This window comes from Polaribacter sp. Z014 (assembly GCF_023555435.1).
Lineage (GTDB): Bacteria > Bacteroidota > Bacteroidia > Flavobacteriales > Flavobacteriaceae > Polaribacter.
The window spans coordinates 59,725-78,185 of sequence record NZ_JALCZP010000017.1 but is presented as its reverse complement, the minus strand read 5'-3'; the positions used below and the strand labels follow the sequence as shown (position 1 = coordinate 78,185).

Below are 18,461 nucleotides of genomic sequence, written 5' to 3'. Positions count from 1 at the left end.
AAACCTACATACCAATTAGACATTAAAAAACAAATAATAACAGGTGTCTATATTGTAAAAATGAATACCAATAAAGGTACCATAAGTAAAAAAGTAGTAATTAAATAAAAAATAAACTACGCGATAATTTTAAAAAATCATCGCGTAGTTACTTCCACAGAAAACTATATAGAAAAGGTTATTAAGAGTTTTTTTTAAGAAATATTTTAACTCTTATTGTAATTTCTAACCATCCCCACCGGCTACCCCCCTTTTCTATATAGTTATTTTTATTAATTTGAATATGTTAAGTTTCTTTTAGAAATATATCTACTTTTAAGTATTAACTGTAACAATTTATAACTTCCTAAAAGCTCAATTATTGCATAGTTTTAAAAACTAATTAAAAATAAGTATTCACCAAAAACAAAAATAGATAAGACTACATTTAATAGATAAACGTATTATGCCTTAATATTACTAGTATACAAATTTAATCAGTCATTTTAATGTTCATTTGGTATAATTAGTATTGCTACTTTTATTAGAAGGAAGTTGCAGTATCTTTAAAGGTTTCATTTAAATAATCTACCAACTTATACCCTTTTTCTTTTATCTCTAATTTATTAGTTATTCGGTACCTTTTACTTTCTACAGACCTAACAGAGTTATTTATAAATGCACCTATCTCCTTACTTTTAAAACCCATAAACAAATAATAGCAGATTATTATTTCAGAAGAATTTAATACAGGATGTTTTGCCGATAATTGGTTAAAAAACTCAACGTTAAGGTTATTTATTAAATCTAAATGATCCTCACCTTTTACTAATAAAACAGATGAGCTATGATGAATTTCTTTGTGAAGTTCTTTAATCTTAGTTCTTTGATCATCTATATTGGTAATGGTAGAAATACTCTTAATTTCTTTTTTTAATTCTACGATATAATTCTCTAAGCCTACAACTTTTAACTTCAACTTTTCATGGTTATTGTGAAGGAAAGAATAATCATCTAACTGTTTAGTGAAATTTCGAAGAACCCTTTTTATACTTTTATAACGAGTAAATACAAAAGCAACAATTATAATTAATATTACTATTAAAAATATAATCCAATCTCTCTTTAAATTATTTTGTTTCGTCTCAGCTTTTAATATTTCAGAATTCTTTAAAAATGATTCATTAATACTAAAACTAGCATCAATATTTTCTTTGATTAAATAGCCATGAAGATATTTAAGAGAATCAATATAAACATTCTCATTTTTCAAATCCTTCAATTCCTTATAATAAGTAGCATAATACTTATAATAATTCTCTCTATCATAATTATTCATAAAACTATGCATTTCATCAGCTTTCTTTAAATAAAATAAAGCAGAATCTACTTTTTTTCGTTTTAAAAAAGTTTCAGCTAAACTTAATTTCAACGTTACATCATGAATATTAAATAGTAAAGGAGAAATAGTTGTATCCTTTTCCAATGTTTTAAAAACTTTATAATACTTATCACGATTTATATCGTCCTCTAAACTATTAAAATTTAAAGTTGTCATAAACAATGCATATAAATAATAAAAAGAATCATCCTTAATAGATTTATAATACTCCAGCTTAGGAAGAATTAAATCATTACTTTTTTTATAATTTTTATTATAAAGTTCAATGTAAGCCTTCATCTGCATTACATCCATTAAGCCAAATTTATCTTTGTTAATTGTATAAAACTCTTCTGCTTTTTTAAGATAATTTAGAGCGGTTGTATCTTTCTTTACTATATATAGGTTATAAAACAACTCTATACTTGCAGCACCCGCTAACTCATAATTTTTTTCTTTTTCTGCATATTTTAGAGAAAGAATATTATAATGATACACTTCTGCTTGTCTACTTAGGTGGCTACTTAATACAGCCTTAAAATGATAGTAGCTTGCAATACTTCCTTTAATACTCTTTTCTAGAGGCTCAGGAATAGAGTCTAAAAATTTTTCTGATATTCTAGGGTAATTATCTATTCTGTTAGCCGCAGAATCTATATATTTTTGATAAAAATTTTCAGATTTTTGGGCATAACTATACCCTATAAAAAAAACAAAAAATAGCTTAATATAGAATTTTATTCTATTCGAAATCAAATTGAGAGAGACTTTTATAAGTAGTTAACATAAGAAAACAAAAATAGTAAAGCTTAGATAAACAACGGTAAGAATTCATAAAATTAACAAGCAAAAAAAGGGAATAAAGAGATATATAGGAGCTTTTTATGAAATATTCTAAAAATCCAACTATTCCTTTTCTACGAGTGCACTTAGTTAGTGAGTTAGATGAAACCGCCTAGGGTTCTGATGACCGATTTCAGCCAACTACAAGTACTACTTAAGGCAGAGGTTATATACTAATGAGAAATGGATTTGTTACAGGCGGCACAGTTACCAATGCTACAAATGTTGGTATGCCTATTGTTTTAAATCATTTTTCTGTTAAAGCTATAGATGTAGATGCTAAAGATTTATAGCATAGAAGGTGGTAACAACCCTCTATTAACGGTTTCTAGTATACATAATCCATTTACAAGGTTTCAATCTCATTTTAGCAGTATCCATGAAAGCTTCTACAAAATCTAAAGCGGTTGTAAGAATTGACTATAACAATGCAAATTGTAGGAACATCACATACAGATGCTTCGTACAATCAATAATTATCTACAAAAAAAAGTAAAATCTACTGTTAATTATATTATTTCTAGAGGTATTAATCTAGATAAAATTACACATAAAGTGTATGGAGACAATAGGTTAACAAATAATTGCACAGTTAATGATGAGTATTCTAATACTATAAAAATTAATAGAACCACTATGCCATTTACTATAAAAAATCATCTTAAAAGGTGGCTTTTTATAAGAGTATCTTACATTTTTAAGAGCCTTAATTATATCTTTAAAAAGTATACTTCTCCATTTTAATCAAAAGGCGAAGATATACCTGTGAGTAGTTAGTGCGTAGTTTATTCTTCTACAATTGCATATTCTGTACTTAAAAAAATAACATATTTGTACTACATATAATTAATCTATTATAAATCATGAAAAAAATAGTACACATTGGTTATTTTATTTTATTCTTTATTGGCTGCTTTCAAGTAAAAGCACAAACAATAAATTATAAACAAGAAGCTTCTAAAGAAAATAGTAATTTCTTTGAGATTGTAAATAAAACTAGAAAACAGTTTATAAAAAAAAGAAAAACTTCTAAAACTGCCGAAACTAGATTAGAAAAAAAAGCAAACAAACAATTTGAACGTTGGGTTTGGAGCTGGAAAGATAGAGTAAATGCTAATGGAACTTTTCCAAAAAACCAAGTGAATAAAGAAGAGTATTTAAACTTACATTTAAACAACTCTAATAAAAATGCAAAAACTGCTTCTACCACAAAAGCTTGGATACAAATTGGACCTAAAGCAATAGTACACAAAAACGAAAATTTTGATTATCCTGGTCCTGGTAGAGTTGATGTTGTGGCTGTAGACCCTAATGCAGCAGATCCCGTTAACCCTCAAATAATGTATGTTGGTACTCCTTCTGGCGGTTTATGGAAAACTACTGATGCCGGTACTACTTGGTCTCCAAAAACAGATCATTTAGCAGGCATGGGCGTTACAGATATACTAATAGACCCAAATAATACAAATATTATTTACATGGCTACAGGAGATAGAGACAGTAGTTATATAAGCTCTATTGGTTTATTTAAATCTACAGATGCTGGAGAAACATGGTTACCTACTGGTCTTACTTTTACTCTAAGTCAAAATGATTTTATAAGAGACATTGCATTTGCACCAGGAAGCACTACAACCATATTTGCGCTTACAAATTCTGAGATAAAAAAATCTACAGATAGCGGTGATACCTGGGTAAACAGCACCGTTACCTATCCTTATGATTCGTTTACAGAAAATTTCCAAACAATGGTTTTTGACCCAAATGATGCCATGAAAGTGGTTGTTTCTGATCTACAAGAAGGTATTTATTACTCTACAGATGGCGGTAACAACTTTAAACTTCATGATGTTTATGAGGGGGGAACTTCTCAAAAAATATTAAGAATTACTGCTTCACCTGCAGATGAAGACCATTTTTATGGAATAAATCAGGATGGAGAATTTAAAAAATATCGTTTTGCTTTTGATGATACTGCAGCTGATTTAATTAAAACTACACCAGTTTCAGCTAATATTAATGGCACTCCAACACCTTTTGAATCTCAAGCTGGTTATATACAATGTATTGCTGTTTCTCCTACAAATGCTAACAACTTAATGGTTGGTGGTGTACAAGGATGGAAATCTACAGATAATGGAGATACTTTTTCTCCTGTTTTAAATGCATACACAGGAGCTGATGAGCTACCATCAGATCAAATTCACGTACATGCAGATCATCACTTTTTATTTTTTACAGATGATTCTCATATTATAAACGGTAACGATGCAGGACTTAGAATGGGGTTATTTTCTCCAACTTCAGATTCAGATTTTCCAGATATTTCTAGTGGGTTAATTATTACACAATCTTATAATATTGCAATAACTCATGGGTTAAATGGTGATGATTATATGATGGCAAACCAAGATAATGATGGGTTTTCTAAAGTAGAAAAAGATGGAGTTAGTCAATGGGTAGCTGCTGTAGCAGGTGATGGTACAGGAACTGCAATAGATATTGACAATCCTTCTATTAGATATTTAGGAGGAGTTCATGGAGAATTATACAGAACAGATGATGGATATGCTTCATATTATGCAGATGCAACAACGGTCTTACCTGCAGATAAAACGAATGCAGAGTTTATTTCGCCAATTGCATTACACCCAACTATAGCGACAACTATTTATGCTGGTCATGGAGATGTTAAAAAATCTTTAAATAGAGGAGGTACAGGTATTAGCGATTGGACTGCTCTTAATTCTGGTTTATTACAAACAGCTTTTTTAGATGTTTCTCTAAATAGTTCTGCTGTTAGAATTTTTGCAATCGGACAAGAAGCAGAAGTATCTACAGTTAAAAGAAGTGTAGATGATGGACAAAATTGGACTACCATTGCAAGCCCTTCTGGAGTAGCAATTAATAGTATATATGGTGTACCTAACACCAATACTGTTTATGCAACAGTAAAAAGTTATGAAGCCGGTAAAAAAGTCTATAAGAGTATAGATAATGGAACTACTTGGACTAATATAAGTGGCAATTTACCTAACATAACTATGTTCAAAATAATTTTAGATCCTAATAAAACGAATGAAACAATTTATTTAGCGACAGAGATAGGTGTTTATTATACAGATAACTCTACAACTGATTGGTCTAAATTAGGAACCGGTTTACCAAACGTAAGAATAAGTGATATAAAAATAAGTGCAAATAACGGAAACGTTTATGTAGGTACTTTTGGTAGAGGAATGTGGGTGTATGATGATCAAAAATATTTTGACAATACCATCGAAGCAAACAAATATTGGTCAGACACATCTAGTTGGGAAGGCGAAAATTTACCAACTGATAAAGATGATGTTTTTATAAAAGCTGGGGAATCAGTAACTTTAGATTCTGAAGGTGCAGTTGCAAAATCTGTAGAAATTGCAGATACTGGTAATTTATATATTGCAAAAAATGCTGATTTAACAATTGAAAATAATTTTGATTCTAATTCCGCAAATAGTAGTCTTGTACAAATAAATTCTGACGTTGCTGATAGTGGTGTATTAATTGTAAAAGGAAGCAGCACAGGTAACATAACGTATTATAGAGGTGGTTTATTAGCTAACAATTGGAGTCTTATTACCCCTCCTTTAGTTGGGCAAACAGTAGAATCTTTTGCTTTAAACACAGATAATGATATCAGAAAAAATACAGATACTGGTGCAGACGCTAATAGATACGCCATTGCAAAATATAATGATACAAATACAACTAATGAAAAATGGATCTATTTTGATGTAAATGTAGCACCAACTGAAAAATTTAATGAAGGCAAAGGGTACTCTATATCTAGAGCCACTGATGGAGATCTTACTTTTACAGGTACCTTGCATACGGGTGCATTAAATGTAGACGCTGCACATGATAAATGGATAGCAGTAGGTAATCCCTATACAGCTTATTACCCTGCTAATAATGGAGGCTCCGGAGATTTCTTACAAGATAACCTTACAAAATTAGACACTGAAGCTCTTGCAATTTATATTTGGAACATTGGTAAAGGTAAATACGATGCTTATAATGCAGAAGCCGAAGCAATTGTATTAGCACCGGCTCAAGGTTTTTTTATAAAGATGAAAACTTCTGGAACTGATGAAAAAGTAGTTTTTAACAATTCAAAAGTAGGAACTAAAACATCTCTTACTGGAAATCATACGTTTAATAAAACTACTCAAACAACAACATCTATAAAGATATTTGTTGCAAAAGGAAACTTAAAAGTGGATACAAATATTCATTTTTCAGAAAACGCAACCGTCGGTTTTGATGCTGGTTTAGATATTATCAATTTTAATACTTCAGAATTTGATTTAACAACTAAATTGTTAGACAATTCTACGGATAAAGATTATACGATTCAATCGATACCTAGTAACAATTACGAAAATCAAATAATTCCTTTAAACCTTAAAGGAAAAACAAATGAAGAAATTACTTTTTCTGCATTAAACAGTAATTTACCCGAAGGATTGAAAATTTTCTTAGAAGATAAAGAAACAGGAAGCTATTATGAGTTAAGCAATACTAAAAATTACACATTAACATTAAGTAGTGATACAAATGGTTTTGGTCGTTTTTATGTACACTTCTCCGCACAAGCTTTAAGCGTACCTGAAAATGATGTAACTAAAATAGAGATTTACAATCAGAATAATTTTTTACAAATAAAAGGAGTGAATGCTGGAGCCATCAAAATTAATTTATTTGATCTTAATGGTAAAAATATCTTTAATCAAAACCAAACTGCAGACAAGTTTAGCCCTGTAGATTTAAATGAGTTCTCTAAAGGTGTTTACCTTGTAAAAGTTACTTCTGAAGGAAAATCAGTTTCGAAAAAAATAATTATAGACTAATACTTAATACCACACTTATGAATATTAAAAGTGATCAAAAAATAGATAGAAAAGAAGCTTTAAAAGAAATAGGAAAATATGGTAAGTATGCAGCTTTAACTGCTTTGGGTACTTATATGATCTTAAGTCCACAAAAAGCGCAAGCAGGATCTGCTGCACCAGAAGCTCCTGGAGTAGGATTTTAATTTAAATTTCAATTAAAACTTAAAACTCGATACTAATAATTAGTATCGAGTTTTTTTTGATTGTAAAGTAAGTGCTATTATCACATTAAGTTGTGTTATGTGCAAAAAAAAAAGCTGACTTAAAAAGTCAGCTTTCCCTTATTGTACAGGCGGAGAGACTCGAACTCTCACACCTCGCGGCACTAGATCCTAAGTCTAGCGTGTCTACCAATTCCACCACGCCTGCAACTTTTCCAATATAATTGGGCTGCAAATATAAACAATCCTTGCAAACTGCAAAGCAGTTCATAATAATTTTTCTACTTTTGATGAAGAAATAAAATTATATCTTATGAATAGCATACAATCTTATATAAAAGACAACAAACAACGCTTTTTAAATGAACTCGTAGAACTCCTTAAAATCCCTTCTGTTAGTGCAGATTCGGCATATAAAAAAGATGTTTTACTAACAGCAGATTTTGTTTTAGAAAGTTTAAAAAAAGCAGGATGCGACAACGTAGAAATGTGTGAAACTCCAGGATATCCTATTATTTATGGAGAAAAAATTATCGATAAAAACTTACCAACCGTATTAGTTTATGGTCATTATGATGTGCAACCAGCAGATCCTATTGAATTATGGACGTCTCCTCCATTCGAACCAGTCATCAAAAAAACAGAAAATCACCCAGAGGGAGCAATTTTTGCAAGAGGTGCTTGTGATGATAAAGGTCAAATGTATATGCACGTAAAAGCATTAGAATACATGACCTCTACTGGGAACTTGCCTTGTAATGTAAAATTTATGATTGAAGGTGAAGAAGAAGTCGGATCGGAAAGTTTAGCTTGGTTTGTACCAAGAAATACAGAAAAATTAGCAAATGACGTAATCTTAATTTCTGATACAGGAATGATTGCCAACGATATTCCTTCTATAACAACAGGTTTACGTGGTTTAAGTTATGTAGAAGTAGAAGTTACTGGGCCAAATAGAGATTTACATTCTGGTTTATACGGAGGAGCAGTTGCAAATCCTATCAATATTTTAACAAAAATGATTGCTTCTTTACACGATGAAAATAATCATATTACTATTCCTGGTTTTTATGATAAGGTAGAAGAATTATCTGCAGAAGAAAGAGCAGAAATGGCAAAAGCACCTTTTTCTTTAGAGAAATATAAAGACGCTTTAAAAATTGATGAAGTGTACGGAGAAAAAGGTTACTCTACTAACGAGCGCAATGCTATTCGTCCAACATTAGATGTAAACGGAATTTGGGGAGGTTACACGGGTGAAGGCGCAAAAACAGTTATTGCAAGTAAAGCTTTTGCTAAAATATCTATGCGTTTAGTGCCAAACCAAGATTGGAAAAACATTACAGAATTATTTAAAATACATTTTGAAAGTATTGCACCTAAATCTGTAACTGTAGTTGTAAAACCGCATCACGGAGGGCAAGGTTATGTAACTCCAACAAATAATATTGCATACCAGGCAGCTAGTAAAGCGTATGAAACTACGTTTGGTAAAACGCCAATTCCACAAAGAAGTGGAGGAAGTATACCTATTGTAGCTCTATTTGAAGAATATTTAAAAAGTAAAACAATACTTATGGGATTTGGTTTAGATTCTGATGCAATTCACTCTCCAAACGAACATTTTGGCGTTTTCAATTACTTAAAAGGAATTGAAACAATTCCGTATTTTTATAAAAACTTTACAGAATTATCAAAATAAGACCATCTAACTAATCAGTATGGTTATTTAAACACAAAGGTTTGCGGAAAGAAAGCAAAGTATTTACTATTTATTTCTTTGAGAACTTTGCCATTTTCTTTGCCTCTCTGCGGTTATTGTAAATAATAGAATAACACTGATTAGTTGCTAAACAATAAGACTGTTATTTTTTTTTTGACAAAATAATTAATTTTATGATTTTTAATCAGAAAAAAGTAACAGTTTTTTTATCCATAATTTAAAACCTTAAAAAGTTTTCACCTAAATAAAACCGAATGAAATACCCCCTTTATATACTTGTCTTTTTTGTTTTAATTTGCGCATGTAAAGTAAAACCCCAAGGGTTATTAAGTGAGAAAAACAGTTTTACCAGACAAGATACTTTGAGAGGATCTATAACCCCAGAGAGAGCTTGGTGGGACTTAACTTATTATCATTTAGATATAGAAGTAAATCCAAGTAAAAAATATATTTCAGGTAAAAACACTATTAAATACACCGTTTTAAATGCTAATAATTCTATGCAAATAGATTTACAAGCGCCATTAAAAATAACCAAAGTTACACAAGATGATAAAGAATTAAAGGTAATACATGATGGTAATGCCCATTTTGTGCAGCTTATAAAAGATCAAAAAATAGGCAACTCAGAAAGCGTTGTTGTTTATTATAAAGGAAACCCAAAAGAAGCACTAAAAGCTCCTTGGGACGGTGGTTTTTCTTGGAAAAAAGATTCAAACGGAAACGATTTTGTAGCCACTTCTTGTCAAGGTGTAGGTGCAAGTCTTTGGTGGCCGTGTAAAGACCACATGTACGACGAGGTAGAAAACATGAGAATTAGCGTAACAGTTCCTTCAAACCTTATGGATGTTTCTAATGGTACCTTAGAAAGTGTAGAAGATCATGGAACTACAAAAACCTATAATTGGTTTGTAAATAATCCTATCAATAATTACGGAGTAAACGTAAATATTGGAGATTACACTCATTTTTCTGAAATTTATAAAGGTGAAAAAGGCCCTTTAAAGATGGATTATTACGTATTAAAAGACAACTTAGAAAAAGCCAAAAAACAATTTAAAGACGCTCCTAAAATGATGAAAGCGTTTGAATATTGGTTTGGACCGTATCCTTTTTATGAAGATGGCTATAAATTAGTAGAAGTACCTTATTTAGGTATGGAACATCAAAGTTCGGTAACGTATGGAAACAAGTATATGCAAGGCTATTTAGGACGAGATTTATCTGGAACTGGTTGGGGTTTAAAATTCGATTTTATCATTATTCACGAATCTGGACATGAATGGTTTGCCAACAACATTACCAATAAAGATATTGCAGACATGTGGATTCACGAAAGCTTTACCAATTACTCAGAAAGTCTTTTTGTTGAATATTATTACGGCAAAAAAGCGGCGGCAGAATATGTTATTGGTTTAAGAAAAACAATTGGTAACAAAAGTACAATTATTGGGCAATATAATGTAAACAACGAAGGTTCTGGAGACATGTATAACAAAGGTGGAAACATGTTGCACACGTTACGACAATTGGTTGATAATGACGAAAAATGGCGTTCTATTCTAAGAAAAATGAACAAAACCTTTTATCATCAAACAGTAACAACAGCGCAAATTGAAAGTTTTTTAAGTACAGAAACAGGAATTAATTTAACAGCCTTTTTCAACCAATACTTAAGAGATATTAAAATTCCAACTTTAGAGTATTCTATTAAAAATAAGCAATTAAAATACCGATGGGCAAACGTAGTCGCTAACTTTAAAATGCCTTTAAAAGTAGGTATAAATACTAAAAACCATTGGATTTATCCAACAGAGAAATGGCAAACATTAAAATTATCAAATGAAAATTCCATCTTAAAGGTAGATGTAAATTTTTATGTTTACCATAAAGAAATAGATTAATTTAAAACTAACTATTTTAAAATATAAGGTTTTTGGATAAAATCTATTATCCGTTACTTTTTTTTGGAGAAAACAATCTCCCTTTTACTGAATAGAATAATGTTTCAATCCCTATTTATTAGCGCATTTATTGTAAAGATTTAGGATGTCTTTAAAACCTTAACATCACTTATAGTAATTAACAAGCTAAATAGTCTCTAAAATTAGACATAGTAAAGAAAAAACCAACTAAAATAAAACGTTAAATATTAAACAACTATGACGATTCTGTAACAATATATAACAAGTCTAAAAAAAAATAATTTTTAAGTTGATTAATGTGTTTTTTTAAACAGAAAGTATTGTTTGTATATACAAAAAATATTGTATTTTTGTGGCTTAAATCACATTTAAAAAATTTAAAAGATGAAAAAATTTATTTTAGGGGCTTTATTTATAGGTTCTATTTTTCAATTAAGTGCACAAGAATTCAACAAATGGTCTATAGATCTTGGAGCTGGTGTACAGACAATTGTATTCCCAGGAGCTTCTGGATATGGAACACATAACCCAGATTTCTGGCAAGCGAACATAGGCGCAAGATACATGATTAATGAAAAGTTTGGTTTACGTTTAGATTTTGGTTACAACAACATTAGTGAAGAAGACGGTAATACACCTTTTAAATCTAACTACTATAGAGGTACTTTAGAAGGAGTTATTAATGCTGGTAATCTTTTAAACTTTAAAAGTTGGACAAACAGTTTTAATGTTTTAGTACACGGTGGTGCTGGTATATCTAGATTATACGCTAATGAGCCAATAGATAGAGGTACAGATAAAATGGTACATGTAATGGCAGGTATTACACCACAATATAAATTATCTAATAGAGTTTCTTTATTTTTAGATGTATCTGGTATCAGTAATTTTTACCAAAGCTATACTTTTGATGGTGCAGCTACTACTTCTAGAAAAGGTATCAGTGGAGGACTTGTAAACTATTCTGTAGGTGTTAACATTGCTTTAGGTAATAAAGAGCAACATGCAGACTGGTATTACGCAGAAGTACCAGAAGTTGTATCAGCAGAAGATTTTGCTACTTTAGACAAACGTTTAAAAGGAGCTGAAAAAGAAATTACTGAATTAAAAACTAGACGATTAAATAAAAATAAATTAGTTACTGAATTAGACAACAGATATGCAAAAGCTGGTACTACAGGTAACATCGATTTTGCTAAGCAATTAATTGACAATGGTTATGTAAATGTTTATTTTGATGTTGACAGAGCTAACGTTCAAACTGGATCTACTAGTGCAATTAACTTCTTAAAACAATATTTACAGAACAATTCTTCTGCAAAAGCTGAATTAATTGGTTATGCTGATGAAACTGGACCAGAAGGGTACAACAAATTTTTATCTGAAAAAAGAGCTAAAACTGTATACAATATTTTAATTGATGCAGGTGTAAGCGCTAACAAATTATCTTACAAAGGTGTAGGTGAAGATACTACTGCAACTTCTAGTGCTAGACAATTAGCAAGAAGAGTAGCTATTAGAGTTCAAAAATAATAAGAGTTCGTTATTCTTTATTATAATAATAGAACAACCATCAACAATTTAATTGTTGATGGTTGTTTTTTTTATATACAAAAGTTAGTACTTCCTTTATTTTTTTAATCAAATTAATACAGAAACAAAACTTAGGATGCTAAACAACTCTTATACAAATGAATTTTATAATAGTTGAGAATCAATTTGAATTACTTTTTCTGAATATGAAATAGAAAATCTAATCATAGCCATAATTATGGTTCTATCTTATATTAAACCATCTGTTAGTGATAGAACAGAAACGAATTTAATTTATTATTTTGATATTTATTTGAAGAACTTAAGAGTGGTAATAAGAAGAAACCCTAAAATATAAGCATAAAAAAACCTCGAAATTTCGAGGTTTTTTTATGCTTTTTAATCAGCCTTAAACTAAACTTTAATGCGATTTATTAGCCAACTAGCGCGTTAGCGATTGTAGCATTTGTTTGAGCTCTTTTTTCTTTTTTAGAAAAAAAGCGAGTGCAGAAAGCGCGACCTGTAAGGGAACGCCCAACTTCTCGATACAATTTTCTTTCAGAAAATCACTCGAAATGACAACCTACTCTTTTTCTGCCATTTTTTTAACGTAATCTGTAATAATTACAATTTGCGTTGGACCAACTTTACCTTCAATATATTTTGCGTTTTCATGATCTAAAGAAATTCTACGCACCGCAGTTCCTTGTTTAGCAACCATACTAGATCCTTTTACTTTTAAATCTTTAATTAAAACTACAGAGTCTCCTGCTTCTAAAATAGCGCCGTTTGCATCTCTGTGAATAATTTTTTCGCTATCATCTAAATGATCTCCAGATTCTTTTGCAAAACGTAAATCATCATCTTCTAAATACATCATGTCTAACAAATCTTGCGGCCATCCTTCTGCTCTTAAACGAGACAACATTCTCCAAGCAACTACTTTTACACCTCTATATTCACTCCACATAGAGTCATTTAAACAACGCCAGTGATTTGCATCTGTTTCTTCCGGATTATCTATTTGAGTAATACAAGTTTCACAAGCAAGAATGCTTCCATCTACTCCACCACCACCAGTTATGGTTGGTTTTACATCATAAATTGATAAATTATCTTTTGATGCACATAATTCGCATTGATTTCCACTTCTGTTTTCTAAATCTTGTTGTAAACTCATAATTTTTTATTTAATTATGCAAAAGTACATTTTTATATGAAAGATGCTAATTATTACCTAAAGAAGTGTGCATTAAATTAAGAATTTGACAAAATTTTAACTAGAAGCTATTTCCTGCTTTCACTACTCGCTTTTTTTATTCCTAAAAAGGAAATAAAAAAGAGCTCAAACAAACCGTTCAAATGCGGAGCATTCAACGATTCCAGAAAATATAAAAGCAGAGTTAATCAGGGCTAAACTTGTTTGCTAGCTTTTTGTTATTTCGAAATGAGCTTTTTTTAGTGATTGAGAAATCTCATTTCATACAGATGCATAACCGCTAAATATAAAATGAGATTGCTTCGTAAACTCGCAATGACAATTAGCCTTAAAAACTTTGTCCCTTTGACACTTTGAATCTTTGTTACTTTTAAAGCCCTAAAAAACCTCTAAAGAAGTAAACTGAAACGAAGTTCCATCAAACAAACCTTTGTCTGACAACTTTAATGCAGGAATTACCAATAAAGCCATAAAAGATAAACTCATGTAAGGTGCACGTAATTTGCTACCCATTTGTTTCGCCATTTCATCTAACTCTGCATACGCTTTTCCAATAATCTCAGCTGGTTTATCCGACATTATTCCGGCAACGGGTAAAGAAACTATTTTTTCTTCAGTTGCGTTTACCGCACAAACTCCCCCTCTATTTTCTATAATAAGGTTTACAGCTTTACAAATGGCTTCGTCCGAAACTCCAACCGCTATAATATTATGAGAATCGTGCCCAACAGAACTTGCTATTGCTCCTTCTTTAATTCCAAAGTTTTTAATAAAAGCAATTGCTGGTACATCATTTTGATAACGATTAACAACTGTCATTTTTAAAATATCAGTTTCTGTGTTTGACACTAAATTTCCATCAACAATTAAAGCATTTGCTTCAATCTGATTGGTTACTAATTCGCCATCTAAAGCTTCAATGACTCTAATTTTTTCTGATGTAGATTCAAATCTAAAATCGGAAGCTTTCTTTTTATCTGTATCAAAGTTATTCAATACTTCAAAAGGAACAGATTTCACAAAAGAAACTCCGTTTTCAGCAACCAATTCTCCATTAATATACGTTTCTAAAACCTTGAATTTCTTTAAATCTTCTACTAAAATAAAATCGGCATCGTCTCCTTTTTGTAAAAACCCAACATCTAAATTATAATGTTTTATAGGATTTATACATGCCGCTTGCAATACCTTAAATACATCGATTCCTTTAGCAACAGCTCTTTCACATAATTGATTAATGTGCCCTAACAACAAATCGTCTGGATGTTTATCGTCTGAACAAAACATCATATTCTCAAAATGTTCTGGCAATAAATCTATTAACGCTTCGAAGTTTTTGGCTGCAGAACCTTCTCTAATAATTACCTTCATGCCTTTTTGAAGTTTCTCTAAAGCTTCATCAAAAGAAAAACATTCGTGATCTGTAGAAATACCGGCTGCAATATATTTGGTAGCATCATCGCCTCTTAAACCTGGCGCGTGACCATCAACTGGTTTGTTGTTATTTTTTGCGTGTTGAATCTTAGCTAAAACCTCAGCGTCATCAAATAAAACTCCGGGATAATTCATCATTTCTGCTAGATATTTAATATCCGGATTTTCCATCATCAATTTAATATCTTCAGAATCGATAATTGCTCCGGCACTTTCAAAAGAAGTTGCAGGCACACAACTTGGTGCTCCAAAATTAAATTTAAACGGAACTTTCTTTCCGTTTTCTATCATAAAATCGACACCTTTTACACCTAAAACATTGGCAATTTCATGCGGGTCGGAAACAGTTGCAACTGTACCATGTTTTACAGCAATTTTAGCAAATTCAGAAGGTACTAACATAGAGCTTTCTATATGAATATGCGCATCTATAAAACCGGGTAAAATATAATTTTCTTGTTGGTGATTTACTTCTCTAATTTCTAGAATCTTTCCATTTTCAACCTCAACTTCTCCCTTAAAAATTCGTTTATTTTGTATATCTACTATGTTTCCTTGTACAATCATTGCTTTCTATTTCTAAAGCAAATTTACAAAGAAAAATTACCATATCCTTTTATCATTTGTTTATCATTCTTATTTTAATCATTGAATCTAAAATAGAACTCTTTTTTTTATTCCATGAAAAATAATAAATCTATAAATGTGTTTCTTTTTAACGAGAATCTCTTAGAAAAAGAAGACAATACTGCAACTTTTAATTTCTAGTTTTATAAAACTTAATAGAAAACCTACTGAATAATAAACGCACCTTTTTGACCTGTATAATGAAAAGGAATTTTATTATTTAAACACGTCTTTTCCCAACGATTTACATCACTTTTATAATTAGAACCATCTGCAATAATTTGTGAAGGTTTTATAATCTTTATCAATCTTGTTAAATTTATTTTTGGAGAATATTGCAACACAACAATTGGTTTACGCATTCCGGAAACAATGTAAACACCCAGACTATCTATCAATAAAATGTCTTTGTTAGAAAATTGAATAAAATTTTTAAAATTGGTTTCTTTAACCTCATCAATACCTTCTGAAACGCTATACGTTTTAATACTATTTTCATTTTTAAACCTTATACTATCTAGATTGTGCTGTAGAAAAAGCTGCTCGCCTATCCTTTCTCCTATAATTGAAAATCTACTTTTATGAAATACAATTAACTCTTCTTTTACTTTATTAGTATTCAATTCTAATAGAAAAATAGTTTGTAGAGATACTATTGAAATTAAAAAGTAAACGAGTCTTTTAGACGACTTTTTCATAAAGAAATACACTCCTAAAAAGAGAAATATATACCAAAACAACATGGCAATAAACCAAATAGAAATTTCTTTAAACAAAAATGCTTCTTGATGAGAAATCCAACTTACAAAACGATTCATCCAAGAAATAACAAACCCATAAATAGCTGCTAAAAATGGTGGTAAAATATTTAAAACCGCCGTAATAATGACTAAAATTCCACCTATTAAAACGGCTCCTAAAAAAGGAATTATCACTAAGTTAGAGGCTAAAAATAATCCTGGAAATTGTTGAAAATAATAAATACTTAAAGGTAAAATTCCTATTTGCGCAGCTATTGAAACGGTAAACAATTGCCATATTTTTTTGTCAATAAAAAATTTTGGTTTATAAATTCCATACAACTTTGGTTGTACCCAAAGAATACCAAAAACAGCCAAATAACTAAGTTGAAAACCAACATCGAACAGAAACATGGGTTTTATCAATAATAAAAAAAGCATGGAAGAAATAAAGGAGAACTCAACTACATTTTTTCTTTGAAAAGACAACCCAATGGCTAAAAAAGTAAACATGGTTACAGCTCTAACCACAGATGCAGAAAGACCTGCGACAAAAGCAAATAGCCAAAGTAAAAAAATGATGACAATTGTTTTTATATACTTTCCGTATTTAATTCTTTCTACAGGTTTAAATATAAAAAATAAAATCCATAAAATAACACCAACATGCAGCCCAGAAACTGCCAAAATATGGATGGCTCCTGCTCTTTGATAGTCTACAATCAATTCTTTAGAGATATCTTGTCGTTGCCCTAATAACAATGCATTAATAACCGCTAATTCGTCTGGCTTAAAATGATATTTCTCTAACGCTTCTTGAATTATATTTCTAAATTTAGCTGATAATCCAAATAAAGTTGTTGTATTAGAATTCAACTTTAAATATTGATTTTTTGTTATAAATACCTGATGATAAACACCTTGTTTGGCTAAATAAGATTTGTAATTAAACTGATGCGGATTTAAAGGCGGAATTAACTCTTTTAAAACAGGTTTCAATAGCAACTGATCATCAACATGTAAAGAACTTAAAAAACTATCTTTTTTAACATTTAAGAGAACGGTTCCTTTTGTTTTGTGATTATTAACATTAATAAGATTAGCTTCATATTTCTGGTAATAATTACCAGGTTTTAATATTTTATGAATCTGTAAGATTACCGTAGCATTCTCTTCTATATGATGTTTGTAAAAAGAATCGTAATTTCTATCATCATTAATATAAACAACAGCAACTCCAATAAAAAAGAATAATATAAAAGAGACACAAGTTCTTAGTATTTTATGCTTTATCAGAAAAAAAAGCAGGATTAAAACACCTAAAAACAAGAATATTTTTAGAAAACTGAAAACCCAAAAATGCGTAAAAAATTGGAAACAAATTCCAAGAATTACAAGCACAACAAAGTGCAAGGGTATGTAATTGTACAACCTTTTCATAGCATGTTAAAGTTACTAAAAAAAACGTTAACTACTAATTATAAGATTGTTGTTGCTTTTACGAAGGCATTTTTCCAGTATTTTTCTGACAATGCAGAAACAATTACTCCTCTAGAAGTAGTGGCATGCACAAACTTAATTTGTCCTTTTATATGAGAAACCACCAAACCAACATGATTGATATCTCCTCGTCTATTTTTTTTTGTTTTAAAGAATAATAAATCCCCTTTTTTAACTTTACTAAGAGCAATTTTATGTCCTCTTTTCGCCATATCTCTAGAAATTCTAGGCAATTGTACGTTTTCGCTATCAAAAGCAACATACACTATTCCAGAGCAATCCATTCCTCTGTTAGTAATTCCTCCAAATTTATATCGAACACCTTTATATTCTAATGCATTAGCTACTATTCTATCTACTTTAGTTGTTGGTTTAGGTGTTTTTTTTACAACACTTTTAGTGGATGAGCAAGAACTCATTATCAATGAAAAAACTACCATTAAAAACATTACTTTTTTCAAA

Annotated in this window: 11 protein-coding genes and 1 tRNA gene; 6 read left to right on the top strand and 6 right to left on the bottom strand. The window is 30.3% G+C overall.

Features of this window, described 5'->3' with window-relative positions:
* Positions 1-21 precede the first annotated feature (21 nt).
* The gene (locus MPF19_RS19520) at positions 22-108 is read left to right on the top strand and encodes a T9SS type A sorting domain-containing protein (RefSeq protein WP_502925192.1); all 87 of its coding nucleotides are present in this window, start codon (positions 22-24) and stop codon (positions 106-108) included.
* A 415-nt stretch (positions 109-523) separates the two neighbouring features.
* Here MPF19_RS19520 and MPF19_RS15225 read toward each other — a convergent pair whose 3' ends face one another.
* Complete coding sequence (locus MPF19_RS15225; protein ID WP_249988964.1) at positions 524-2,116, bottom strand: helix-turn-helix transcriptional regulator; 1,593 nt, start codon at positions 2,114-2,116, stop codon at positions 524-526.
* A 950-nt stretch (positions 2,117-3,066) separates the two neighbouring features.
* Here MPF19_RS15225 and MPF19_RS15220 point away from each other — a divergent pair.
* Positions 3,067-7,095 (top strand): DUF8693 domain-containing protein, encoded by a 4,029-nt coding sequence (locus MPF19_RS15220; RefSeq protein WP_249988963.1) that lies wholly within the window; start codon positions 3,067-3,069, stop codon positions 7,093-7,095.
* A gap of 17 nt (positions 7,096-7,112) precedes the next feature.
* Positions 7,113-7,280: a hypothetical protein gene (locus MPF19_RS15215; protein ID WP_249988962.1), complete on the top strand. Its 168-nt coding sequence runs from the start codon at positions 7,113-7,115 to the stop codon at positions 7,278-7,280.
* Positions 7,281-7,424: 144 nt separating this feature from the next.
* On the opposite strand, the gene MPF19_RS15210 is transcribed toward MPF19_RS15215, so the two are convergent.
* Positions 7,425-7,506, bottom strand: a tRNA-Leu gene (locus MPF19_RS15210).
* Between the two features lie 105 nt (positions 7,507-7,611).
* Here MPF19_RS15210 and MPF19_RS15205 point away from each other — a divergent pair.
* The 3 genes from MPF19_RS15205 (at position 7,612) to MPF19_RS15195 (ending at position 12,479) form a co-directional block, all read left to right on the top strand.
* On the top strand, positions 7,612-9,000 hold the full coding sequence (locus tag MPF19_RS15205) for a dipeptidase (protein WP_249988960.1): 1,389 nt from the start codon (positions 7,612-7,614) through the stop codon (positions 8,998-9,000).
* Positions 9,001-9,275: 275 nt separating this feature from the next.
* Positions 9,276-10,925: a M1 family metallopeptidase gene (locus MPF19_RS15200; RefSeq protein WP_249988959.1), complete on the top strand. Its 1,650-nt coding sequence runs from the start codon at positions 9,276-9,278 to the stop codon at positions 10,923-10,925.
* A 405-nt stretch (positions 10,926-11,330) separates the two neighbouring features.
* Positions 11,331-12,479 (top strand): OmpA family protein, encoded by a 1,149-nt coding sequence (locus MPF19_RS15195; protein ID WP_249988957.1) that lies wholly within the window; start codon positions 11,331-11,333, stop codon positions 12,477-12,479.
* Positions 12,480-13,062: 583 nt separating this feature from the next.
* Here MPF19_RS15195 and MPF19_RS15190 read toward each other — a convergent pair.
* The 4 genes from MPF19_RS15190 to MPF19_RS15175 all read right to left on the bottom strand — a co-directional run bounded on the left by MPF19_RS15190 (position 13,063) and on the right by MPF19_RS15175 (position 18,460).
* On the bottom strand, positions 13,063-13,659 hold the full coding sequence (locus MPF19_RS15190) for a PhnA domain-containing protein (RefSeq protein ID WP_203394744.1): 597 nt from the start codon (positions 13,657-13,659) through the stop codon (positions 13,063-13,065).
* Positions 13,660-14,076: 417 nt separating this feature from the next.
* Complete coding sequence (gene ade / locus MPF19_RS15185; RefSeq protein WP_249988955.1) at positions 14,077-15,699, bottom strand: adenine deaminase; 1,623 nt, start codon at positions 15,697-15,699, stop codon at positions 14,077-14,079.
* A 224-nt stretch (positions 15,700-15,923) separates the two neighbouring features.
* The gene (locus MPF19_RS15180) at positions 15,924-17,828 is read right to left on the bottom strand and encodes a ComEC/Rec2 family competence protein (protein WP_249988954.1); all 1,905 of its coding nucleotides are present in this window, start codon (positions 17,826-17,828) and stop codon (positions 15,924-15,926) included.
* A 149-nt stretch (positions 17,829-17,977) separates the two neighbouring features.
* Positions 17,978-18,460, bottom strand: coding sequence for a C40 family peptidase (locus tag MPF19_RS15175; RefSeq protein WP_249988952.1), 483 nt, complete (start codon positions 18,458-18,460; stop codon positions 17,978-17,980).
* Position 18,461 lies beyond the last annotated feature (1 nt).